Below are 24621 nucleotides of genomic sequence, written 5' to 3'. Positions count from 1 at the left end.
TTAGATAAAATTATACATAGTATGATTCATAGTAAGTATAAAAAGTGGAGGGTATATGAGTTTATATACTATAAGTAATAAAGATTTAAATGAATTAATGAACGATGAAAATTATTCAAAAAATATATGTGAAAAAATAAACGAAATAGAGGCTGATAAAGCTAAAGAAATATATATATTTTTTATAAAATTTTGCAAAGAAAATAATCTTATAAAGGCTTGTTCTTGGTTTTATCATTATATAGGTAGATTAAATTATGATTTATTAAATCTAGATAAATCTATAGAATATCATGAAATTGCTTTTAAGGGATTTGAAAGTATAAATGATAATGAAGGAATGGTATTTGCTATAAATGGAATGTTTATAGCAAATGTAAAACAACAAAAATTTGATATAGCTATTGAGTTTGGGATTAAGGGAATAAAACTTGCAAGTGAAGAAAATAATTACGAAGGACTTGCTAGATTAAAAACTAATATGTTAGGAGTATATGAGGAAATAGGTGAATATGAAAAGGCAATAGAATTGTATGATGATATGGAAACAATAGGATATATGGCTAATAAAGAAAATCAAATATTAAATAGTTTAAATAGAGGTATATGTGAATTTAAATTAGGAAATAAAGATGATGCTATAAAGTATGAAGAAAAAGCTTATGCAATTGCAAAAGAAAGTAAATTTAATTACTTAATTCCCAATATTTTATCAGAGTTGGCGAATGTTTATATAGATAAAGGTGACTTTGATATTGCTGTGGACAAACTAAATGAAGCTAGGGAATATATTAAAGATAAAAAAGATAATATAGGAAATTTATCTATTTTAATGACTTTAGGAGATCTGGAGTTAAAGAGAAAAAATTATAGATTAGCAATAGAGAATCTTGAAGAGGCTGGCAAAAATATAATAAATAATTATTATAAAAATGAATTAAGAGAAATATATAATAAGCTAAGTTTGGCTTATAAAGGAATAAAAAATTATAAGAGATCAATAGATTATTTAGAGAAATATATAGATATAGATAAAAAGATACAAAAGGAATTAAAAAGTGAAAAAATTAAAGAAATAAATAAAGCTAAGGAAGAAGAAAATAGAACTTATAAAAGTTTATATATTCAAACAGATAACATATATAAATTTGGACAAAAAATAACATCTAATTTAGAAAAAGAAAATATATTAAATATAATAGTAGAGGAAATAAGTAATTTAATAGATTATAATATAGTTCAAATCGGATTATATAAGGAAGATAAAGATGAATTTGAATTTTTACTATGTTTAGAAGAAGGAAATAGAGTAGAGATACCTACAATATCAATAAATGAAGAAAGTTTTAATGGATATTGTATAAAACAGAATAAGGAAATTCTAATTAATGATATTCAGAATGAATATTATAAATATCTTAATATAGAAAAAAAGATTAATAGAGAAAATAGGTTTCCTACAAATAATAGAAGGTGTAATTCAGCAATATTTATTCCTTTAACTATTAATGATAAACCTATAGGCTCATTTTCAGTACAAAGTTATGAAAAGGGAAAATATAATTTAAAGGATTTAAACACAATAAAAATAATATCATCTTTTATTGCAATAGCTTTAGAAAATTCAAGATTATATAAAGAAGTAAAATATTTTGCCAGACATGATTATTTAACACGAATATTGAATAAAGGAGAAGCTTTAAAGGAAGGAAATGAAATTTATGATATTATGATGAGAAATAAAGAGCCAATATCTATCATGATGATTGATATAGACGACTTTAAATGCATAAATGATACTCATGGACATCAATTTGGAGATAAGGTTATTCAAAATATAGCTGATGTAATAAGCAAATCTATAAGAAAAAATGATGTTGTTGGAAGATATGGTGGAGAAGAGTTTATAGTGTTTTTTAACGGTAATTCCAAAAAAGATTATATATCTATATCAGAAAGGATAAGAAGCAATATTGAAAATTCTCCTGTAGAAAATAATTTAGGAGAATTTATTAGTGTTACTTGTAGCATAGGAGTAGTTTATAAAGAGGCAATAAAAGAATCCATAGATAATCTTATAAATTTGGCAGATATGGCATTATATAAAGCTAAAAATACTGGGAAAAATAAAGTCGTAGTTATTAAAGAATAATTATTTTAGTTATTAAACCCTCGATAAGGTAGAAATATATTTTCGAGGGTTATTACAATTTTTATAAAAATATCTATTATAAAATATTTAAATGTAATTTATTAAATTTAATACATACTAAATTCTTATTTATAAGGAATATACTTATCTATTTTTAAATAACCTGATTTAATTAAAACTATATCACTATCATAATTAAATAAACTATTAGAAGATGTTGTAACCATACGTAGTTTTTGAGTAGATTTATAGTCTAAAATTGTACAGGTAAAATCTACAGTAGATTGTTGTAATAATTTTCCTTGAGAATTAAAGGACATAACTCCTTTTCCTTTTATTATAAATAATATTAGCTAGTCCCATCTCTTCCATAGCTATAGAGGCCATTAACATATTAATTGCTTTTTCCCTATTTATATTAATAATTGGAGTTATATTAGGAATATTAGGCATTGACATTTTAAGACCTCCTTATAATATGAGATAGGAGATTATACAGCATATCTATATATTGTCCTATTTAACATATTTATAAATTTATAATATATTCTTAAAAGGGGGCGATAATTTTATTATCAGCAACCCTTTAAGAAATGATTCTATTAAAAAATAAAGAATACTTCAAATCCATAATAAAGGAATAAGGTTTATTAATATTAGTGGGGTACTATATAGTATTCTACTTTCTTAAAAAAATTAATTTTAAATTTATAAAAGACAATATAAAATAAAGAAAGTTTATTATAATAGTTATATTAAAACTAAATTTAATTTGGAGTTATGATATGAATAAAATAAAAAATACTTTAAAGATAAAAGGATATGATCAATTTAAGTGTACAGCAGATAAATGCAATTTTACTTGTTGTAGAGGATGGGATATCAATGTAGATACTAAGACTTATAATAAATGGAGAGAAAAAGATAATCTTAATTATATTTTAGATAATGTAAGGTTTGTAAAAAGTTATGGAGAAAATAAATACTTAATTAAGAAGGAAACAAAAGGGGGATGTCCTTTCTTAAGCAATGAGGGTTTATGTAATATAGTCATAAATCATGGTGATGAATATTTATCTTCAACTTGTAGAACCTTTCCTAGAATAGAAAATGATTTTGAGGATGTAAAAGAACTTACCTTATCTTGTTCTTGTCCTGAAGTAGTTAACATAATTAGTGATATGAAAGATAAAATTTATATAGATTTTAATGAATCTCTCTCTTATATTGAAGAGTTAGGTTGTTTAAAAATAAGGGAAAGTTTAGTTAATATACTTCAAAAAGAAGATATAAGTATAGAGAATAAACTTATTATTTCCTATGATATGCTTTTTAATATGCTTAATAGTGATGATTTAACTTATGAAGATTTAATAGAACTTTTAGAAAAATATAAATCTAAAAATTATATAAAAGAAGAATTAGATAAATATAAGGAATATGAAAATAAAGACACTATAGGAGATTTAAAAGAAATAAATTCATTATTTATAGATATAATAGAAAACTATAGAAATGTCTCTATTTTTAAAGAGTATTTAAAGGATATTTATAATTTTACTGAGAAAATTAGTATAAAAAATCTTTTTAAGGAATGGAATAACTTTAAGGATTTATTTAAAAAATATGATAATTTAATTGAAAATTGTATTGTATCAAAGGTTTTAAGTAATTGTACTAGTGATGATTTAGAAGAGATGATTATTTCTTTTGAAATAATTATATTAGAATACTTATTAATAAGACATGCTTTATTTTTAAGATATTGTATTAATGTAACAAAGGAAATTAATATTCAGGAAATAAAAGATTACGTTGTGATTTTTTCAAGAATTATAGGAAATAATTCTGAGGCTGTAATAGAATTTTTATTAGATATGTTTGAAAGTGAAATATTGGAATTCAATTATATATCTGCCTTGATTTTAAGCTGATAGATACATTTGTCTTTTTATGACAATAATTCTGTAACTAGGTAAAATTTGTAGCATAAATTAATACTATAATAATTAATAAAGTGGAGAGGGACATGATAAACGTAACACTAACACCACTACACTACATTTATCTTATCTTTATCATTGTTATTATAATTGCAATGATAATGAAGAAAGATATATCCTTAATTTGTTTATTGGGGATATTTGTTATAGGATTTATTGGAACGCAATCACTTTATGAGGCTGTTATGGGTATCTTTAATAGTCTTGTATATGCTACAAAAGAACTAATGCCAACTATACTTATTATTTCGGTCATAACAGCTATGAGTAGTATTTTAATGGATTCTGGTATAAATAATGAGATAGTAGCTCCTTTTAAGGGGGTAATTAAGAATTACTGGATTGCTTATTGGGTTATTGGAATAACTATGATGATTATGTCTTGGTTCTTTTGGCCATCACCAGCAGTAGCACTTATAGGTGCTATATTTTTACCTATTGCTAAGAAAGCGGGACTTCCAGCCATTGGAGTAGCTATATCTATGAATTTGTTTGGACATGGTATTGCTTTATCAAGTGATTATATAATTCAAGCAGCTCCTAAAATTACTGCTGATGCAGCTGGAATACCTGTATCAAGTGTTATTTCAGCAAGTATTCCTCTTACAATAACAATGGGGATTGTTACTACAGTTTCTGCATTCTATTTTCTTAGAAAGGATATTAAATCAGGGGTAATATCTAATGAATATAATATAGATGATGAAAATAAGAATGATAAAAAAATGCTTATATCTTCTCAAAAATTAAGAAGATTATTAGCTTTGTTTATTGTAATATTATTTTCTATAGATATATTTATAATGTTTAAGGCAAACCTTCAAGGGGGAGATGCAACTGCTCTTATAGGTGGTACTGCAGTATTTATATTAAGCTTAATTTCTATAATAACTTATAAGGGAGAAGCTCTTGAAAAAATAACAAATGATCTTGTAAAAGGTCTACAGTTTGGTTTTAAAATCTTTGGTATTGTAATACCAGTTGCAGCATTTTTCTACTTAGGAGATTCAGCTTTTAATGAAGTATTTGGAGAAATACTTAATAAAACTTCTAACGGTATAGTAAATGATTTAGGTCTTGCTCTTGCAAATATAGTACCTCTAAACTCAACTGTTTCAGCAAGTACGCTTACTGTTGTAGGAGCCATTACAGGGTTGGATGGTTCAGGTTTTTCAGGAATATCATTAGTTGGATCTATTGCCAAAATATTCTCAACTGCTCTTGGTGGAGGAATAGCAACATTCACAGCTTTAGGACAAATATCAGGAATATGGGTTGGTGGAGGAACTTTAGTTCCTTGGGCTGTAATACCTGTAGCTGCTATATGTGGTGTTGATCCATTTGAACTTACTAAGAAAAATCTTAAACCTGTTATAATTGGATTGATTGTTACTACTATTGTAGCAATATTAATAATTTAAAAGTTAAATAAAAAAGAGTACTGTATTTATAAAGATAAAATTTTATAGAAAATAGAATATTATATTGGAAAAACCGAGAAGATAACTTCTTGGTTTTTAATTTTATAAGCTATAAGATTATAAAAAATATGAAATAATAAAAAGAATGGTATAATATATTTATGGATGTTTAGTTAATTATTTACAAAAGAAATATTGGTTTATATTTGAAAATATTAGAGTGACATACAATAGACCATATTATATTTATTTCTTTAATAATTAAAAATTAAATAACTTTAATAATATAAAATAATTAGATGATAGAAGGGTGATGAAAGTGAATAATATTATATTAGTGGCAGAAACAGGTTCAGATATTCCAAAAGATATTGCAGAAGAAATGGGGATTTTCCTTGTTCCAATGCATGTTACTATGGGAGATACTACTTTTGATGATGGAACTTTCCCAGTTGAAAAAATTTGTGAGTATTACAATAATACAAATAAAATACCAAAGACAAGTGGAAGTTCACCACAGGATTTTATAAAAGTCTTTGATGAAATTCATAGATTATATCCAGATAAACAGATATTACATTTGGCATATTCAGCAGTAACAACTTGTTCATATCAGAGTGCTTTGATAGCAGCAGAGGATAGAGATTATGTTACAAGTATTGATACTAAGCAGGTATCTGTTGGTCAAGGAGCCGTTGTAATTCAAGCAGCAAGATATTTAAAAGAAAATCCTAACGTTACTATGGAGGAATTAGTAAAGGAAGTAAAAAATATATGTAATAGTTGTAAGATGACTTTTATTCCTGATGAATTAGAGTATCTTAGAGCTGGAGGCCGTGTGAGTAATGCAGTCTTTATTGCAGGTAAGATACTAAGTATCCATCCTTCAATTGAAATAGAAAATGGATACTTAGTAGCTAAGAAAAAGTATAGAGGAAAAATGGAGAAAATAGTTCCAAAACTAATAGAAGAATATAGCTATATAAAAAATTTAGATAAAAAAGAAGTATATATGCTGTGGTCTATAGGATTATCAGAAACAGTTAAGAAAGCAGCTGAAGATAAAGCAAAGGAAATAGGATTTAAAATTATTAGATGGATGCAAACAGGAAATGTAATTACTACTCATGGAGGACCAGGTTCCTTTGGAATTGTAGGATTTTCTAAGTAATTTTATATACGGGTATATTAGTTGGAGGTTATGTATAAGATATGAAAAAAATTAGTTTAATTTTCTGTTTTCTTTTATTAAGTTTTTCTTTGGTTTCATGTAATAAAGATAAGATTTCAAATGATATTTCAATTGAAATAAGTCAATCTAGCAAATTTTCTAAAGATGAAATAGAAGAAGCTATTCAATGTGTAAAAGATAATTTTAGTTTTCCAGGAGCTACTTTAACAACAGTGTGGTATGATGAAAAAAAGTCTAATTATCTAATTGAAGAATACTTAGAAAATGGAAATGGGTCAATAAATGGAGTTAAAGTAGAAAATTTAATTATAATATTATCAAACTTTGATGTTGATGGATCTGGAGACAATCCTGTATTAACTCCCAATACAACATATTCAAATTATAAATGGATATTAATAAGAAATGATAAAAATAGTGATTGGGAAATTGATGACTTTGGATATTAATAGGTACCTAATATCATATTAAAAAAAGCTGATAACCTTCATTAGTAATGAGATTATCAGCTTTTGTTATATTATTAAGTCAGTAGTTAAAATATAATAATTTGTAATGAGTTTTATATATGATTAATAATTAAACTATTATATGTTTATTTTTTTACATACATTCCACCAGGAGTTTCAGATAAATTAACTATAATATTTTTCTTTTGAGTATAAGCTTCTAAGATAGTCTTATGAGTTTCTCTGCCTATTCCTGATTCTTTATATCCACCAAAGGTTGCACCAGCAGGGAAAGAATTATAAGTGTTTACCCATACACGGCCTGTCCTTATTCCTCTTGCAACTCTAACAGCACGATTTATATCACGAGTAAATACTCCGCCACCTAAACCATAGTCACTATCATTGGCCATAGCAATAACTTCTTCTTCGGTCTTAAATTCAATAACAACACCTACTGGTCCAAAGATTTCTTCTCTAGCAACTCTCATATCATTAGTAACATCTGTCAATAATGTAGGTTTCATAAAGTATCCATTTTTAGCATCACCTTCAATAAATCTTTCTCCACCAGTAGCTACTTTAGCACCTTCTTGTTTACCTATTTCTATATAGCTTAGAATTTTATTAAGTTGAGCTTCACTAACTTGTGCACCCATTTGAGTATTAATATCTAATGGATTACCAACCTTAACTTTTTCAAAAGCTTCTATGGCTTTTTCAATAAATTCATCATAGAAATCTTCTTGTACAAATATTCTAGATCCTGCAGAACAAACTTGTCCTTGATTAAATAAAATTCCTAGTTGAATACCTTCAAGAGCAATATCCATATTTGCATCACTAAAGAATATGTTGGCTGACTTTCCACCAAGCTCTAAAGTAGCAGGAATAATACGTTCTGCTGCAGAAATTCCAATTTGTCTACCTACTTCTGTAGAACCAGTAAAGGCTAATTTATCAATACCTTTATGATGTTGGAGATATTCACCACTTTTTGAACCTCTACCAGTAATTACATTAATTACTCCCTTAGGAATAACATCTTGTATTAATCTCATAAGTTCTAATACACTTAATGAAGTAGTACTTGATGGTTTGAATACTGAAACATCTCCTGCAGCTAATAATGGAGCTAGTTTCCAAGCTGCCATTAAGAAAGGGAAGTTCCAAGGTACAATTTGTCCAACAACACCAAGAGGCTCTCTTAATATTATATTTAATGTATTTTCATCAAGAATTGTTGCAGTACCCTCATCTGCACGAATAACTCCAGCAAAATATCTGAAATGATCTGCTGCCAATGGAATATCGGCACCTGTTGTTTCTCTAATAGGTTTTCCATTGTCCATAGCTTCGATAGTAGCTAAATATTCTTTATTTTCATCAATTATATCAGCAATTTTATTTAATATAGTTGCTCTTTCTATTGGAGTAGTCTTACTCCATGAAGTAAAAGCATTTCTTGCAGCATCTACTGCAGCATTTACATCCTCTTCTGTAGCATCTGCTATTTCGGCTAAAAGTTCCCCAGTAGCTGGATTGTAAGTTTTAAGAGTTACATTATCAGAAGAATCTTTCCATTCTCCATTAATAAATAATTTATATTTTTCTTGTAAATTAACCTTCATATAATCACCATTCCTTTTATATACATTTTAGTTATAATTTAATTGTAACACTATGAATTTAAAGTTCAATTTAAATAATTATTTAACAAATGTCTATATAAGAATTTATATAGACAAATGATTCTTACGATTTATTATTATGATTTTTAAAAAGCTAAATATCCATAATGATACAAATATGATAAAATATTAATTATTATATAATAAAAATGGTGGTGAATTTATTGAAGCAAGGTTTATATGAGCAAGTAATTAATAGTGAAATACAAGAACAACTTAAAGCTTTAGAGCATGAAAAATTTATTATAGATAAAAGTAAAATAGATAATGAAGAGGCAAAGGCAATTCTTTCTCAATACATAGCTCAAGTAATTAGAAAATCTTTAAATTATATAAGAGATAAGGAAAAGGAAGATAGTGATAAGCTATTAAAGCAAATAGAGGCTTGTAATGATATTATTAACAGATTAAGTGAAGTGTCTAATGAGGATGATATTAAAAGGTATGAAATAGATAAGAATGGTGAAATTCTTAATGCTTTATATAGTAAGGTTAATAATAAGAAGGCTTTAAAGAAGGAGAGTATAGTAAGACCTGTAACTCCTTTATCTCAAAGCTCTTTGTTTACAGGTACTTCCTTAGAGCCTAATATGCTTGGTGAATTAAATAAGGAAATAATAACTTCTGATTCTATTGATTTATTAGTTTCTTTTGTAAAGTGGAGTGGTCTTAGATGTATAATTGATAGTCTTAGAGAAGCTACCATGTCTGGAAAGAAATTAAGGATAATTACAACTTCTTATATGGGAGCTACTGATGTAAAAGCGATATATGAATTAAGTAAGTTACCTAATACAAAAATTAAGATATCTTATGATACAGAAAGAACTAGACTTCATGCAAAGGCTTATATGTTTAAAAGAGATACAGGCTTTACTACTGCATATATTGGTTCTTCGAATCTTTCTAATGCTGCTTTAACTTCTGGACTCGAATGGAATATAAAAATAACTGAACAGGATTCCTTTGATATTATAAAGAAGTTTGAAGCTACCTTTGAAAGCTATTGGAATGACGGTGAATTTGTTGCTTATTTAGGAACTGATGAAGATAGAAACATATTAAAGAGATCTTTAAATAAGGAAAAGAAAATTGATGACGAAGAATTAAATTTTTCTTTTGATATAAGACCTTATGCTTATCAAAAGGAAATATTAGATAAGTTAAGGGTTGAAAGAGAAATATTTAATAAAAATAAAAATCTTGTTATTGCAGCAACTGGAGTAGGTAAAACAGTAATTTCAGCTTTTGATTATAAAAATTTTTGTAGAGAAAATAAGGGGAAAATAAATAAATTGTTGTTTGTTGTTCATAGAGAAGAAATTCTTAGACAAGCAAGAGATACTTTTAGAGCAATTCTTAAAGATAATAACTTTGGAGATTTAATGGTAGGCGGAAATATTCCACATAGTTTAGAGCATTTATTTGTTTCTATTCAAAGTTTAAATAGTAAGGATTTATGTGAAATAACTACAGAGGATTACTATGATTTTATTATAGTAGATGAATTTCACCATGCAGCAGCTCCTTCTTATCAAAGATTATTAAGTTATTATAAGCCAAAGGTTTTATTAGGATTAACAGCAACTCCAGAAAGAGGGGATAATAAGGATATATTTAAATATTTTGAAGATAGAATTTCAGGAGAAATAAGGCTACCAGAGGCTATTGACAGAAAGCTTTTAAGTCCTTTTCAGTATTTTGCTGTATCTGATTCAGTAGATCTATCAAAGATAAAATGGCAAAGAAAAGGATATAATATAAGCGATTTAGATAAAGTTTATACAAATAATGATATAAGAGTAAATGAAATAATAAATGCTTTAAATAAATATGTAACTGATATTAATGAGGTTATAGGTTTAGGTTTTTGTGTAAGTAAAGAGCATGCAAAATTTATGGCTAAAAGATTTAATGAATTTGGAATTAAATCTATAGCATTAACGGATGAAAGTGGAAAAGATGAAAGAAGAGAAGCTAAGAGTAAATTAGTAAATAAAGAAATTAAATTTATTTTTGTTGTAGATTTATATAATGAAGGTGTAGATATACCAGAAATAAATACAATACTATTTTTAAGGCCGACAGAAAGTTTAACAGTATTTTTGCAACAGCTTGGAAGAGGCTTAAGACTTCATGAAGATAAAGAATGCTTAACTGTTTTAGATTTCGTTGGGCAAGCTCATAAAAATTATGATTTTGAAGAAAAGTTTAGAGCTTTAATTGGAAGAAGTAATAAATCAGTAAAAGAATATATTGAAGGTGGATTTCTAACTTTACCAAAAGGTTGTTATATTCATTTAGAAAAGGAAGCTAAAGAATATATTTTAAGAAACATAAAATCATCAGCCAATACTAAGATAAATTTAATTAATAAGATTAGAGCATTTAAAATAGATACTGATTTAGAATTAACCTTAGAAAACTTTTTAGATTATCATAACTTATCCTTAGTAGATTTTTATGGAAAGTCTAGAGATAGAAGCTTTTCTAGATTATGTGTATTAGCAGGAGAAAAAGAAGATTTTAATGATAGTAATGAAGAAGAAATAACAAAGAAGTTAAGTAATTTATTAATAATAAATTCAAGAAGATTTATAGAATTTATTATTAATTTAATAAAGAATGATAATATTAATAATGTTGAATTTAATAAAGAAGAAAGTTTAATGCTTAATATGATGTATTATATTTTCTATAACGATTCACCTAAAAAGATAGGTTTATCTTCATTAAAAGAAGGTATTAATAAATTACTTAGCAATAAAATTATGATGAAGGAAGCTTGTGATATATTAAGTTATAATTATAAGCATTTAGAATTTGTAGATAAAAAAGTAGAGTTAGGATTTGAATGTCCTTTAGATTTACATTGTGATTATTCAACGGATGTAATAATGGCTGCCTTTGATTATTATAATGAAGAGAAAAAGCCTGCATTTAGAGAAGGTGTTAAGTACTTTGAAAATAAAAAAATAGATATATTCTTTATTACACTAAATAAAAGTGATAAAGATTTTTCACCTTCAACATTATATGAAGATTATGCGATAAATGAAAAATTATTTCATTGGCAAAGTCAATCAAAAACTTCAGTTGAAAGTGTAACAGGACAAAGATATATTAATCACTTAAAAACAGGAAATAAAATAGCTTTATTTGTTAGAGAATATAAAACTAAAGATGGTTTAACATCACCTTTCACTTATTTAGGGACTTGTGAATATAGAAGTCATACTGGAAATAAACCAATTAGCTTTATATGGGAGCTACATGAAGAGATCCCAGCTAAAATGATAAATAAAGCAAATAAATCAATAGTTATATAATTAAGAGTAAAAAGTCACATAATTGTGGCTTTTTTTATTTAAACAGAGAGATAATGATTTTTCTATTTCCTTCATTATTGGAACTCAATATAGATGAAATAAATGTGTTCTTAGAGAAATATCTGTATTTATAATATAAGAAATAAAAATCAGTAGCACTATAAAATTTTATGAACAATATATATTATGAAAACTTGTAAGAATGGGGAAATACAATGAAAGTAAAGATATTTAAAGGTACAAATATAGGAAGATTAGAATGTGAAATTAATGAGTTTATCAAAGATAAAATTATTATAAAAATAAGTCATGAGATAGTAACTTCTAGGCTATATGATAGGTGTATAAGTATTTTGGTATTTATAATTTTATACGATGAATACAATCATTGTGGATATTTAGACCTTGATTCGATATGGGATTTGAAAAATAACAAAACTAATTAAATAAAAAAATGGAGGGCAAAAGATGAAAATTGTTATACTTGCTGGAGGAAAAGGAATTAGAATGAGTCAGTTAACAATGAATATACCTAAGCCTTTATGTGAGGTTGGGAATATGCCAATAGTATGGCACATAATGAAAATATATAGTCATTATGGGTTTAATGATTTTATGTTTTTGTTAGGATATAAGGGAGAAAAAATAAAAGAATATTTTATAGATTATTCATGGAAGACTAGAAGTTTTCTTTTAGATATGAAAAATGGGGATATTAATATATATTCTGAACCAGAACCATGGAGGATAAATTTTATTGATACAGGTATTGAAACGATGACAGGTGGAAGATTAAAGAGAGCTCAAAAGTATATTGGAAATGAAACATTTATGTTAACTTATGGAGATGGATTAGCAGACATAAATATAGATGAATTATTAAAATTTCATAAAGAACAAGGAAAAATAGCCACAGTTACAGGGATATATAAGAAAAGTCAATATGGGATTTTAACTATAGAAGATGGATTAGCTAAATCTTTTGATGAAAAGAAGAGTACTGATGGAATAATAAATGGTGGATTTTTTGTTTTTGAGCCGGAAATATTTGATTATTTGGAAAATGATACAACATGCGTTTTAGAACAAAATCCATTAAAAAAATTAGTTAAAGATAATGAATTAGCGGTATATATTCATAATGGTTTTTGGACTGCTATGGACACTTTAAATGATATAAATAATGTAAATAAAATTTGGAACGAAGGAAGAGGAGATTGGAAAATATGGTAAATAAGTTTTGGAATAATAAAAATGTTTTTGTAACTGGTGGTACTGGATTTTTAGGAAGTTATTTAGTTAAAAAATTAGTAAACTATGGGGCTAATGTAACTATCTTATTAAGAGATTATATACCACAATCTAATATATATATTGGAGAAGAATATAAAAAGGTTAATGTTGTACACGGTATGTTAGAAGATTATTTATTAATAGAAAGAACACTTGGAGAATATGAGATAGATACAGTATTTCATTTAGCAGCCCAAGCTATTGTTGGAGTTGCAAATAGAAACCCATTAGGAACTTTTAAATCTAATATAGAAGGAACTTGGAATATACTTGAGGCAGCAAGAAAAAGTCCATTAATTAAACAAGTAATAGTAGCATCTAGTGATAAAGCTTATGGAGATCAAGAAAAACTTCCATATGATGAAAATATGCCACTTCAAGGAAAGCACCCCTATGATGTTTCAAAAAGTTGTGCAGATTTAATTGCTCAAACTTATTACGAGACTTATAATCTACCAGTATGTATTACAAGATGTGGAAATCTTTACGGTGGTGGGGATTTAAATTTCAATAGAATTATTCCACAAAGTATTCAATCTATATTAAATAAGGAATCTCCTGTAATAAGAAGTGACGGAAGTTTTATTCGTGATTATTTTTATATAGAGGATGCAGTAGACGCATATATTAATTTAGCCGAAAAAGTTGTAGAGCTTAATTTAGGGGGACAAGCTTTTAATTTTAGTAATGAAATACAATTAACAGTTTTAGAACTAGTGAATAAAATCTTGAAGATTATGGGCAGTGATATAAAACCTATAATATTAAATCAAGGAAGTAATGAAATAATACACCAATATTTATCAGCAAAGAAAGCAAGAACTGTATTAGGATGGAGTCCAAATTATACAATAGATGAGGGGCTAAGTAAAACTATAGAATGGTATGAGGCTTTTCTTAAAAAGGAGAGATAAAGAATGCAAGAAAGTGTTTTTTGTATGGTTGTATCAAGAACTAGATTAATTCAGGCAATTGCATGTTTTTTATCTTTGTATAAAACAATGGATAATTTTAAAGTATATATACTTTGTGTAGATGAAAAATGCTATGAATTTCTTAAGAAAATAAATTTTGATAAAATAGTGTTAGTAACAATTTCTGAATTAAATAGAGAAGATTTGTTAGAAATCAAAGCTTCAAGAAAATTAAATCAATATTGTTGGACATTAAAACCTGCCTTTATAAAGTATGTCCTTACTTTAGAGGAATCCATTAAAAGGGTAACTTATATAGATTCAGATTTATTTTTTTATAAAAATCCTAATGTAATATTTGAAAATCAACCATATGCTTCTGTATTGCTGTCTAGTGGAGAAGTATTTTTGCCTATGTATTCGAAAGAGGTTAATAATACTGTTCAATCTCTCACTGGGAATTTTAACTCGGGATTTATTAGCTTTAAAAAAGATATCGACGGACTAGCATGTGTTAATTGGTGGGATAAAATGTGTATAGAAAGTTGTACTTCAAATCCTGAAGATAATAAATTTGGGGATCAAAAATATCTTGATGATATGCCATTCCTATTTAATAATATTTACGAAATAACAACTCAAGGGGTAAATATTGGGCATTGGAATTGTTTAAAGTATAAGTTTACAGTTTTAAATGAGAATATATTGGTAAATAACAACAAATTAATATTTTATCACTTTAGCGGTTTTAGAATAGTTAGTAAAAATGATATTAGGCAGGTTCATGAACAAGACAGGGGAAATATGCCATTTATTTATCAGATATATAGAAGAGCTTTACGAAAAATTATTGATGATGTTGAAAAGATAGATCCAGAATTTAAGGAATATATTACTGTAGCTGCTATTGATGATAATTAGAAAAGATTAAAAGGGGAAGAGACGAAATGAAAGCAAGTGTTATAATACCAGCATATAATTCTAAAGAACGATTATACTACAATCTTATATCCTTAAATAATCAAGATTGTGACTTCAATATTTTTGAAGTTATTGTAGTCGATAATGGATCTAATGATAATACAATAAAGTTGTTAGAAAATTTTAAAGCTAAATTTGACTTTAAATTTGTTAGACTTGAAGAGAATAGAGGAATAGCTCGTGGAAGAAATGAAGGAATAAGAAGAGCAGTTGGTGATATTCTAATATTTCATGATAGTGATATGATAGCAAGTAGAGATTTTATAACTAGGCATTTAAAAAATCATGAAGAAAAAAATATAGTTGTATGCGGAATTCTGTGGAAAAGGATTTTTACTTTTTATTACAAAGAATTAAAATTAAGCATTGAGAATTATTTAGATAAAACAGTGAGTAAGCTAGATGAAAATTTTAATATGATAGATAAATACCCGTTAATAGATGTTGAATCAATAATAGATGGAAGCTATTTAAATAAATCTTTTGACTTAGATGCAGATTTTATACGAGGGCTAAAAGAGATATTGAGAAATCACAATGATGAATTAAAAGACTATCTTCTGCCCTGGAGATTTTTTTTAACTAATAATGCTTCTGTAGAAAGAAACAGAGTTATAGAAGTAGGAATGTTTGATGAAAATATAGTTGGATATGGATTTGAAGACTATGACTTAGGAATAAGGCTATATAAATCTGGGAGCAAATTTATATTTGATAAAAATATAGTAAGCGTTCATCAAGAACATCCTACCAATAATACTATATTTGAAACACGTGAAAATATAAATTATATATGTAAAAAATACAATAATAATTATTTTTTAGATGTAATATTAGTTTGTACGGTTGGAATAACATCAATTAATGATTATGATTTTCATCAATTAACTAAAGATATAAATAATATGATAGCTGTAAGCTATTTCAGGCCTCTTTTAGATATATTTTTAGAATTACTTCAGACATGTAGACGACGATACGTTATAGAAGGTGTCACAGATATAAATAAAGTTATGCCAACTATAGATATAGATGTAAACAAATTAATTATGGAAGTTAAAATTTTAAGAGATATATTTGGAATCAAATACTTTACAGAAGCTATGTTAGCCTTAATAAAAGACATTTATAATGTTTATTATTAAATTCTAAAATGTACTGAAGAGGAGGAGAGTTATGAGCAAATATCATTTATCAATGATTTTATCAGAATCAAATTTATTTAAATTAATACCAATGTATGTTTCTTTAGAAAAATATTGTAGTGATTTTAAGTTATTCATTCTATGTATGGATGAGTTTGTTTACCATATATTAAATAAAATAGCTTTTAAAAATATTATTTTAGTACAAATTAATGATATAGAGGAAAATAATTATGACTTAGAAGTAGCTAAGTCTAATAGAATATTCCATGAATATTGCTGGACGCTAAAGCCTATTTTTTTATATTATGTTGTTAATAAATATAACAATGCAGAATATTATGCACATGTAGATGCAGATTTATTCTTTTTTTCTGAATTAGATTATATTTTCAATGAGAATCCTAATGCATCAATTTTTCTTATAGATCATAGAAATTCAGAAGAGTTTAAGCACTATTATGAATTAAGCGGATTATATAATACAGGGTTTGTGGGATTTAAAAATAATAATGAAGCAAAAGCAGCAGTAAAACTTTGGGGAGATAGGTGCTTGAAAAAATGTACTATTGAATATGATATAGTTAATAAAACCTTTGGAGATCAAAGATATGTAGAAGATTGGCCTGATATATTTGAAAATGTTCATATAGTAAATTCTATTGGCGCAAATGCTGCATTGTGGAATATTAAAAATTATAAAATTTCAAAAAAGAATAATGTTGTTTATTTAGATGATTCACCTCTAATATTTTACCATTTCTCTGGTCTAATGTTATTAGGATCAAGAGAATTTAACTTATGTCCTTATTATCATATAGAGGATGAAAATATAATAAATTATATATATGATCCTTATGTTAGATGGCTAGCGAAATCAATAGAAAATATAAATAAAGAATTTCCATGGTTTAATGCAGGATTTATCGATAAGAAAAATATTGTAAATTTGAATAACTATAAAATATGATTATCCTAATTTTCATGAAAATGAATTGTTTTACTTGTGAAATATGTGGTGGAAAATTAAAATTGAATGCATATAATGATGATAAATAGGTTTAGTTATATGAATTATCAAAAGAAAATTAGGTGCTGGTATATGTTGGAATAGTTGGGAATTTAGTAAGGAGTAAGTAGGTAATTTTTTTGTTTACTTACTCCTTAAATAAGTTTTAGTATTATTTGTAATTTTTCTAGATTAAGGTTATAATTATAAAAAATGAATATGTAAGGTAATAGGTTTTTAAAGTTTTAATTTTAAATTTTAGAATTAAAAGGGAAAGTGGTTAGAATCCACTACAGCCCCCGCTACTGTAATAGCTGACAAATCTCTAAATTAAAGCCACTGATTTGAAGTAATGAAAATTGGGAAGGTAGAGAGGCGGATGAAGCTTAAGTCAGGAGACCTGCCTATTATTAAACCATGCTTCGGAGGGAGGCTTAGGAGATATTTGAAAATATGAATGCTTTTATTAGTTATTTTATTATTTCTAATAAGGCTTTTTGATGTGCAAAAATTTTCTAGCGTCCTTAAAAAGGGCGCTTTTTATTTTTAATAAAAAATATTTAGGGATAGGGAGATGTAAATGAAAAAAGCTATAATAGTTGCTAGTTTTGGGACTAGCTATGAAAATGCATTAAAAAATTCAATTGAGGTTATAGAAAAGGAGATAGAGGAACGTTTTAAAGAATATGATATCTTTAGAGCTTTTACTTCACATATAATCATTAAAAAGTTAAGGGGAACTAAGAATATTAATGTATTAACACCGGAAGAAACTTTAGAAAAGCTTTATATAGATGGATATGATGAAGTTATAATTCAGCCATTGCATATAATTCCAGGGGAGGAATATGATTATATAAAAAATGTAATGGAAGAGTATGAAGAAAAGTTTTCTTGTATAAAGATTGGAAGACCTATTTTTTATTATCAAGGTGTTGAGGGAGTTCCAGATGATTATAGTTTATTTATTGAATCTATAGATAAGGTATTAAAAGAAAATGAAAATGTAGTTTTATTTGGACATGGAACAGCACATCCAGCAACATCAGTTTATGGATGTATACAATCTGTTTTACAAGATGAAGGTTACGAAAATGTTTTTGTAGGTACAGTAGAGGGATATCCAAGTTTAGATAATGTTTTAAATAGATTAAAGAGAAAAAATATAAAAGAAGTATTATTAATGCCATTAATGGTTGTAGCAGGTGATCATGTTTTAAATGATATGGCATCAGAGGAAGAAGATTCTTGGAAAACTATATTAGAAGCTGAGGGAATCAAGGTTAATTTATTTATGAAGGGACTTGGGGAAGTTAAGGAATTTAGAAATTTATATATAGATAGAATAGAAGATGTAATAAATGATAGATATAAAAATATAGGAAGTACTAAGAAAGGAATTAAGAATGAAGACACTAATAATTTCGTCAAATTGTAGTGGTGGAGGAAAGACTACATTTACATTAGGCTTAATGAATGTATTAAAAAATAGAGGATATGAAGTTCAAGGATTTAAGTCTGGACCAGATTATATAGACACAGCATTTCACACAGATATAACTGGCAAAGCTTCAAGAAATTTAGACATTTTCTTAATGGGTGAAGAAGGTGTTAAAGCATCTTTTAGTAGAGGAAAAGGTGATTTAGCAATAGTTGAGGGAGCTATGGGATTATATGATGGAAAAGGAATGACAGATGAGTATTCTACTTATTCAGTTTCAAAGGTGCTTGATAATGCACCAATAGTATTAGTAATAACACCTAAGGCTCAAAGTTTAACTATATGTGCAGAAATAAATGGGCTTAAAGATTTTAGAGATGCCAATATAGTAGGAATTGTTTTAAATAATATTAGTGAGAGTTATTATAATTTATTAAAAAAAATAATAGAAGAACATTGTAAGATAAAGGTTTTTGGTTATATACCTAGAAATGAAAAGCTTAAATTAGAAAGTAGACATTTAGGGTTAGTACAAAGTGTAGAAGTTTCTAATATAAAAGAAAAGATAGATTTATGTTCAGAGCTTATAGAAAAATATGTGGATGTTGATTTACTAATTTCAAGCTTTAAAGATATAAAAAAGAGCGAGGATAGCTTCCACTTAAAACCAATAAATAAGAAAATAGCTGTTGCTTATGATGAAGCTTTTAGATTTTATTATAAAGAAAATCTAGAATTATTAGAGGAAATAGGAGAAGTTATATATTTCAGTCCTTTAAGAGATAAAGAACTTCCAAAGAATATAGACTTCTTATATTTAGGAGGAGGCTATCCAGAGATATTTAAAGATAAGCTTAGTGAAAATAAATCTATGTTAAAAAGTATAAAGGATGCTTTAGATAATGGATTAAATTGTTATGCAGAATGTGGTGGTCTTATGTACTTAATGGGGAATATAGATGGTCAAAATTTAGTGGGATTTTTTAATGGAAATAGTGAAATGACAAAAACTTTAAATAGGTTTGGATATGCAACTATAAATGTTCATAATATAAAAATCAATTGTCATGAATTCCATAAATCAAAAGTTAATACTAATGAAAAAGCTATTTATGATATTGAGAAAGTAGGGTTAACTGAGGAAAAAATAAGTTGGAATTGTGGGTATAAAAAGAATAATACTTTAGCTGGATATCCCCATGTTCACTTCTTTGGAAATTTAGAATTCTTAAAATATATTTTAAATTGGAAAGAGGAAAAATAATGAGTTATGTAAAGAATCCTATGGATATAGAAAATAAGAGCTTTGAGATAATAGAAAAAGAAATGAAAAATCATAATTATAGTATAGATGAACTTAAAATAATAAAAAGGGTTATACATACTACAGCAGATTTTGAATATGAAGAGCTTATAGAAATGAGTGACAATTTTATAGAAGTTGGGAAGAGGATATTAAAGAATAAGCCTACCATATATACAGATACTAATATGGCTCTTTCTGGAATAAATAAAATAGCTTTAAGGAAATTAGAGGCAGAAGCTATTTGTTATGTAAATTTAGAAGAAGTTCATAAAGAAGCAAAGGAAAAAAATATAACTAGATCTATGGCAGCAGTAGAAAAAGCTGTTAAAGATAATGTGGATATATTTGTATTTGGAAATGCTCCAACTGCTTTATTTAAATTAAAGGAACTTATAAAAGAGAAAAAAGTTAGTCCAAAATTAATAGTAGCAGTTCCAGTAGGATTTGTAGGAGCTAGTGAAAGTAAGGAAAATATGAAAGATTTAAATATTCCATACATTACAGTAAGAGGAAGAAAAGGTGGTAGCACAGTAGCTGCATCAATAATTAATGCCCTTATGTATATGTGTGTTGAAAGGTAGAAAGTATGTTAGATCTTTACGTTGAAAGTGGAGGAAAAAAGTTAAGATGTGGCTATACAACTGGCTCAACAGCAACAGCAGCAGCTAAAGCAGCAGCATATATGCTATTTAATAATGTTGATTTAGATTATATAGAAATTGATACTCCAAAAGGAATTGAATTAAATATAAAAGTAAATTCCATAGAAAGAGGAGAAAATTATGTTAAAGCATCTGTTATTAAAGATGCTGGTGATGATATAGATGCAACGGAGGGAATAGAGATATTTGCTAAAGCAGAAATATCAAAAGAAAAATTTGAATTAACAGGTGGAATTGGAGTTGGAATTGTTACTAAAGAAGGACTAGCAATAAAGCCTGGTGAATATGCTATAAATCCAGTTCCAAGAAAAATGATAAAAAAAGAAGTGTTATCTGTTACTCCAGAAAATTTAGGAGTTAAAATTTCAATATCTATACCAGAAGGAGTGAAAATTGCTGAAAAGACTTTTAATCCTAGACTTGGAATAGAAGGGGGCATTTCTATTATAGGAACTACTGGAATAGTTTATCCAATGTCAGAAGAATCTCTTAGAGAATCTATAAAAATAGAAATTGCTCAAAAATCTATAAATAATAAAAGACTAGTAATAACCTTTGGAAATATGGGAGAAAGATGTGCAAAATCTTTAGGATTTAAAGAAGAAGAGATAGTTATAGCTTCTAATTTTATAGGTTTTGCCATAGAAAGTTGTATTTTGGCAAAGGTTAAAGAAATAGTTTTAGTGGGGCATATAGGAAAGATTAGTAAAGTAGCCTATGGATGTTTTAATACACATAGTAGGGTAAATGATGTAAGGCTTGAAGTTATTGCTTTAGAACTTGCTTTATTAGGTTATGATATAGAGTTTGTTAAAAATGTTTTAAACCAAAAAACTTCTGAGGGAGCTGTTGAATTTTTAGGAGAAGGATATGAAGAACTATATAGAATTATAGGAAGAAAGATAGTAGAAAGAATGAAAATATATTCTTATAGTGAGCTAAAGTGTGATGCTGTAATGTATTACGGATTTAAAAATTGTAAGATTTTATATAATTCTTTGGAGGATAATTAAATGATTTATATTGTTGGCTTAGGGCCAGGGAATAGAGATTATATGACAAAGAAAGCCTTAGATACATTAGAAAAAAGTGATATTATAGTAGGCTTTAATAGAGCAATAGATTCTTTAGACTTTATAGAAAAAAGAAAGATAAAAGTTAAAAAGATAAGTGAAATTTTAAATATAATAAATGATTTAAAAAATAAAAAAATAATATCAATTATAGCCTCAGGAGATCCTTGTTTCTTTGGTATAGCTGAATATATAAGCAAAAATATAGATGACAAAATAGAAGTTATAGCAGGAATAAGTTCTTTTCAATATTTAATGACTAAAATTAATAAATCTTGGAGCAGAGCATATACTGGAAGTTTACATGGAAGAGAAGAAGAATTTATAAAAAAAGTTAAGGAAAATATTATTAGCATATGGCTTTGTGATAGTAAAAATTCACCTCAAAAGTTATGTGAAAATCTTATTAAAGAAAAAGTAAATTGTAATGTAATAATAGGTGAAAATTTATCTTATGAAAATGAGATTATATTAGAAGGAAAACCTTATGAATTTATAAATAAATCTTTTTCAGATTTATCAGTAATTATAGTGGAAAGAGGGGATAAAGATGAGATTAATTAAAGATGAAGAATTTATCAGAGGAAAAGCTCCTATGACTAAAGAAGATATAAGAGCATTATCTATTTGGAAAATGAATTTAAGTGATAAATCTAATGTTTTAGATATAGGCTCGGGTACAGGAACTATAACAGTACAATCTGCAATGATAGCTAAAGATGGGAAAGTTTATTCTATAGAAAGAGATGAAGAGGCTTATAATACTTCTATTAAAAATATTCAAAAGTTTAAAGCTAACAATGTTTTATTAGAAAAGGGAGAAGCTAAAGATATTTTAGATAAGTACATAGAAGATAAATTAAGCTTTGATTCAATATTCATAGGGGGTTCTGGTGGTGACTTAGAGCTTTTAATTGAAAAAAGTGATTTGTTATTAAAAAATCAAGGAACTTTAGTTATGAATTTTATAACATTAAATAATGCTTATAAAGGTATTGAAAAGGTAAAAAGTTTAAAGTATGAAACAGAAATAACAGCAGTAAACATAAGTAAAAGTAAAGAAAATAGTTATATGATGATAGCTAATAATCCAATTTATATAATTAGTTGCTATAAGGGAGAGGTTTAAAATATGTCAATTTTATATGGAATAGGTGTAGGGCCAGGAGATAAAGAACTAGTTACAGTTAAAGCTGTTAAAGCTATTAAAAATAGTGATGTTATAGTTGCACCAAGTGCTATGGAAAATGGAGAAAGTATAGCATTAGAAACTGTTAGAGAATATATAGAGGATAAAACGGAAGTTGTAATTAAGCATTTTCCTATGGGGAAAAAGGATAAAGAAATTAAGGTTAAAGAAGCTTATGATTTTATAGAAGAAAAGTTAAAAGAAGGCAAGGTTGTATCTTTCTTAACTATTGGAGATCCCTTTGTATATAGTACATATATTCATTTATTAACTCATATGAAAGAAAGAAATTTTAAAGTTGAAACTATAGCAGGGATAACTTCTTTCTGTGCAGCTGCAAGTATTGTAGAGAGAACCTTAGTAATAGGTGAAAATAGATTAGTTATATTACCAGCAACTAAAGTAAATGAAATAACTGATGAAAAATATGTAGTTATTATGAAAGTGTACAAGCATGAAAAAGAAGTAATAGATGCTTTGGAAGAAAAAGGATTTACTGATTATGTATATGTAAGTAGAGCAGGAAGAGATGGGGAGTTAATTTTAACAGATAAAGAGAAAATAATAAATGCAAGAGATTATATGTCTTTAATTTTAGCAAGTAAAGAATAGAGGGGATAAATATGGTTTATTTTATAGGAGCAGGTCCAGGGGATGTTGATTTAATTACAGTTAAGGGGAGAAATATATTAGAAAAAGCAGATATTGTTATATATGCAGGTTCATTAGTTGATAAAGAACATATGGATTTTTGTAAAAAAGAAGTTGAAATATATAATTCAGCAACTATGACTTTAGATGAAGTTATTGAAGTAATTAAAAATAATAGAGACAAATCTATAGTTAGACTTCATACAGGAGATCCATCTATATATGGTGCTATTAAAGAGCAGATGGATGAATTAGATAAGTTAGAAATAAAATATGAAGTTGTTCCAGGAGTAAGTTCATTTGTAGCAGCAGCTGCATCAATAAAAAAGGAATTTACTTTGCCATCAGTAAGTCAAACTGTAATATTAACGAGGGTTGAAGGAAGAACTAAAGTTCCAGAAGGCGAAGATTTAGAAAATTTAGCGAAGATAGGGGCTTCTATGGCTATATTTTTATCTATTTCAATGATAGATAAAGTTGTCGATAAATTAAGAAGAGGGTATGGAAAAAATGTACCTATAGCTATAGTATCTAGAGCAACTTGGGAAGATGAGAAGATATTAATAGGCACTTTAGATGATATTTCAGAAAAGGTAAAAGCAGAAGGAATTAATAAATGTGCACAAATATTAGTTGGTGATTTTATTAATTGTGATTATGAAAAGAGTCTTTTATATGATAAAAGCTTTACTCATATGTATAGAAAAGGAATTGAGTAAT

23 protein-coding genes and 1 riboswitch are annotated in these 24621 nt (G+C 26.8%); of the genes, 20 read left to right on the top strand and 3 right to left on the bottom strand.

The window, feature by feature from the left end; genetic code table 11:
- The first annotated feature begins 55 nt into the window (after window positions 1–55).
- Window positions 56–2152: a GGDEF domain-containing protein gene (locus tag H9660_RS09060; RefSeq protein WP_191750056.1), complete on the top strand. Its 2097-nt coding sequence runs from the start codon at window positions 56–58 to the stop codon at window positions 2150–2152.
- A gap of 125 nt (window positions 2153–2277) precedes the next feature.
- On the opposite strand, the gene H9660_RS09055 is transcribed toward H9660_RS09060, so the two are convergent.
- The gene (locus H9660_RS09055; RefSeq protein ID WP_191750055.1) at window positions 2278–2472 is read right to left on the bottom strand and encodes a hypothetical protein; all 195 of its coding nucleotides are present in this window, start codon (window positions 2470–2472) and stop codon (window positions 2278–2280) included.
- Entirely contained in the window at window positions 2462–2611 is a 150-nt protein-coding gene (locus tag H9660_RS09050; protein ID WP_191750054.1) for an alpha-helical endospore appendage domain-containing protein, read from the bottom strand. Before H9660_RS09050 ends, H9660_RS09055 begins: the two co-directional genes overlap by 11 nt.
- A gap of 326 nt (window positions 2612–2937) precedes the next feature.
- Here H9660_RS09050 and fliB point away from each other — a divergent pair, with 326 nt between their 5' ends.
- From fliB to H9660_RS09030, 4 genes are all read left to right on the top strand, one after another.
- On the top strand, window positions 2938–4086 hold the full coding sequence (fliB, locus tag H9660_RS09045) for a flagellin lysine-N-methylase (protein ID WP_191750053.1): 1149 nt from the start codon (window positions 2938–2940) through the stop codon (window positions 4084–4086).
- A gap of 95 nt (window positions 4087–4181) precedes the next feature.
- A complete protein-coding gene (locus tag H9660_RS09040; RefSeq protein WP_191750052.1) occupies window positions 4182–5576 on the top strand; it encodes a hypothetical protein in 1395 nt (464 codons plus the stop codon).
- Window positions 5577–5895: 319 nt separating this feature from the next.
- On the top strand, window positions 5896–6747 hold the full coding sequence (locus tag H9660_RS09035) for a DegV family protein (RefSeq protein WP_191750051.1): 852 nt from the start codon (window positions 5896–5898) through the stop codon (window positions 6745–6747).
- Between the two features lie 41 nt (window positions 6748–6788).
- Window positions 6789–7217, top strand: a complete 429-nt coding sequence (locus H9660_RS09030) for a DUF4829 domain-containing protein (protein ID WP_191750050.1) — start codon at window positions 6789–6791, stop codon at window positions 7215–7217.
- Window positions 7218–7363: 146 nt separating this feature from the next.
- On the opposite strand, the gene H9660_RS09025 is transcribed toward H9660_RS09030, so the two are convergent.
- Window positions 7364–8848 carry an aldehyde dehydrogenase family protein gene (locus H9660_RS09025; protein ID WP_191750049.1) on the bottom strand — a complete coding sequence of 495 codons (1485 nt, stop codon included), beginning with the start codon at window positions 8846–8848 and terminating at the stop codon, window positions 7364–7366.
- 224 nt (window positions 8849–9072) lie between these two features.
- Between H9660_RS09025 and H9660_RS09020 the strand changes: the two genes are divergently transcribed.
- From H9660_RS09020 to cobM, 15 genes are all read left to right on the top strand, one after another.
- A complete protein-coding gene (locus tag H9660_RS09020) occupies window positions 9073–12237 on the top strand; it encodes a DEAD/DEAH box helicase (protein WP_191750048.1) in 3165 nt (1054 codons plus the stop codon).
- Window positions 12238–12452: 215 nt separating this feature from the next.
- Window positions 12453–12683, top strand: a complete 231-nt coding sequence (locus H9660_RS09015) for a hypothetical protein (protein ID WP_191750047.1) — start codon at window positions 12453–12455, stop codon at window positions 12681–12683.
- Between the two features lie 22 nt (window positions 12684–12705).
- Window positions 12706–13470 (top strand): glucose-1-phosphate cytidylyltransferase, encoded by a 765-nt coding sequence (gene rfbF, locus H9660_RS09010; protein ID WP_191750046.1) that lies wholly within the window; start codon window positions 12706–12708, stop codon window positions 13468–13470.
- Window positions 13464–14444, top strand: a complete 981-nt coding sequence (locus tag H9660_RS09005) for a GDP-mannose 4,6-dehydratase (protein WP_191750045.1) — start codon at window positions 13464–13466, stop codon at window positions 14442–14444. The genes rfbF and H9660_RS09005 overlap by 7 nt, the downstream gene beginning before the upstream one ends.
- A gap of 3 nt (window positions 14445–14447) precedes the next feature.
- Entirely contained in the window at window positions 14448–15365 is a 918-nt protein-coding gene (locus H9660_RS09000; RefSeq protein WP_191750044.1) for a hypothetical protein, read from the top strand.
- A 26-nt stretch (window positions 15366–15391) separates the two neighbouring features.
- On the top strand, window positions 15392–16570 hold the full coding sequence (locus tag H9660_RS08995; RefSeq protein WP_191750043.1) for a glycosyltransferase family 2 protein: 1179 nt from the start codon (window positions 15392–15394) through the stop codon (window positions 16568–16570).
- Window positions 16571–16601: 31 nt separating this feature from the next.
- The gene (locus H9660_RS08990; RefSeq protein ID WP_191750042.1) at window positions 16602–17540 is read left to right on the top strand and encodes a hypothetical protein; all 939 of its coding nucleotides are present in this window, start codon (window positions 16602–16604) and stop codon (window positions 17538–17540) included.
- 253 nt (window positions 17541–17793) lie between these two features.
- A riboswitch (cobalamin riboswitch) is annotated at window positions 17794–18001 on the top strand.
- A gap of 158 nt (window positions 18002–18159) precedes the next feature.
- On the top strand, window positions 18160–19017 hold the full coding sequence (locus tag H9660_RS08985) for a sirohydrochlorin cobaltochelatase (protein WP_191750041.1): 858 nt from the start codon (window positions 18160–18162) through the stop codon (window positions 19015–19017).
- Window positions 18986–20284: a cobyrinic acid a,c-diamide synthase CobB gene (locus H9660_RS08980; protein WP_191750040.1), complete on the top strand. Its 1299-nt coding sequence runs from the start codon at window positions 18986–18988 to the stop codon at window positions 20282–20284. Before H9660_RS08985 ends, H9660_RS08980 begins: the two co-directional genes overlap by 32 nt.
- The gene (locus H9660_RS08975; protein WP_191750039.1) at window positions 20284–20907 is read left to right on the top strand and encodes a precorrin-8X methylmutase; all 624 of its coding nucleotides are present in this window, start codon (window positions 20284–20286) and stop codon (window positions 20905–20907) included. Before H9660_RS08980 ends, H9660_RS08975 begins: the two co-directional genes overlap by 1 nt.
- A 5-nt stretch (window positions 20908–20912) precedes the next feature.
- Complete coding sequence (gene cbiD, locus H9660_RS08970; protein WP_191750038.1) at window positions 20913–22001, top strand: cobalt-precorrin-5B (C(1))-methyltransferase CbiD; 1089 nt, start codon at window positions 20913–20915, stop codon at window positions 21999–22001.
- The gene (gene cbiE / locus H9660_RS08965) at window positions 22002–22625 is read left to right on the top strand and encodes a precorrin-6y C5,15-methyltransferase (decarboxylating) subunit CbiE (RefSeq protein ID WP_191750037.1); all 624 of its coding nucleotides are present in this window, start codon (window positions 22002–22004) and stop codon (window positions 22623–22625) included.
- Window positions 22612–23190: a precorrin-6Y C5,15-methyltransferase (decarboxylating) subunit CbiT gene (cbiT, locus tag H9660_RS08960; protein WP_191750036.1), complete on the top strand. Its 579-nt coding sequence runs from the start codon at window positions 22612–22614 to the stop codon at window positions 23188–23190. Before cbiE ends, cbiT begins: the two co-directional genes overlap by 14 nt.
- Before the next feature lie 3 nt (window positions 23191–23193).
- Window positions 23194–23862 (top strand): cobalt-factor II C(20)-methyltransferase, encoded by a 669-nt coding sequence (locus H9660_RS08955; RefSeq protein WP_191750035.1) that lies wholly within the window; start codon window positions 23194–23196, stop codon window positions 23860–23862.
- Window positions 23863–23873: 11 nt separating this feature from the next.
- On the top strand, window positions 23874–24620 hold the full coding sequence (cobM, locus tag H9660_RS08950) for a precorrin-4 C(11)-methyltransferase (protein WP_191750034.1): 747 nt from the start codon (window positions 23874–23876) through the stop codon (window positions 24618–24620).
- Window position 24621: the final 1 nt, after the last annotated feature.

The sequence above is a fragment of the Clostridium gallinarum genome, assembly GCF_014836325.1.
Lineage (GTDB): Bacteria > Bacillota > Clostridia > Clostridiales > Clostridiaceae > Clostridium > Clostridium gallinarum.
This window is presented reverse-complemented; position numbering and strand designations above follow the sequence as displayed.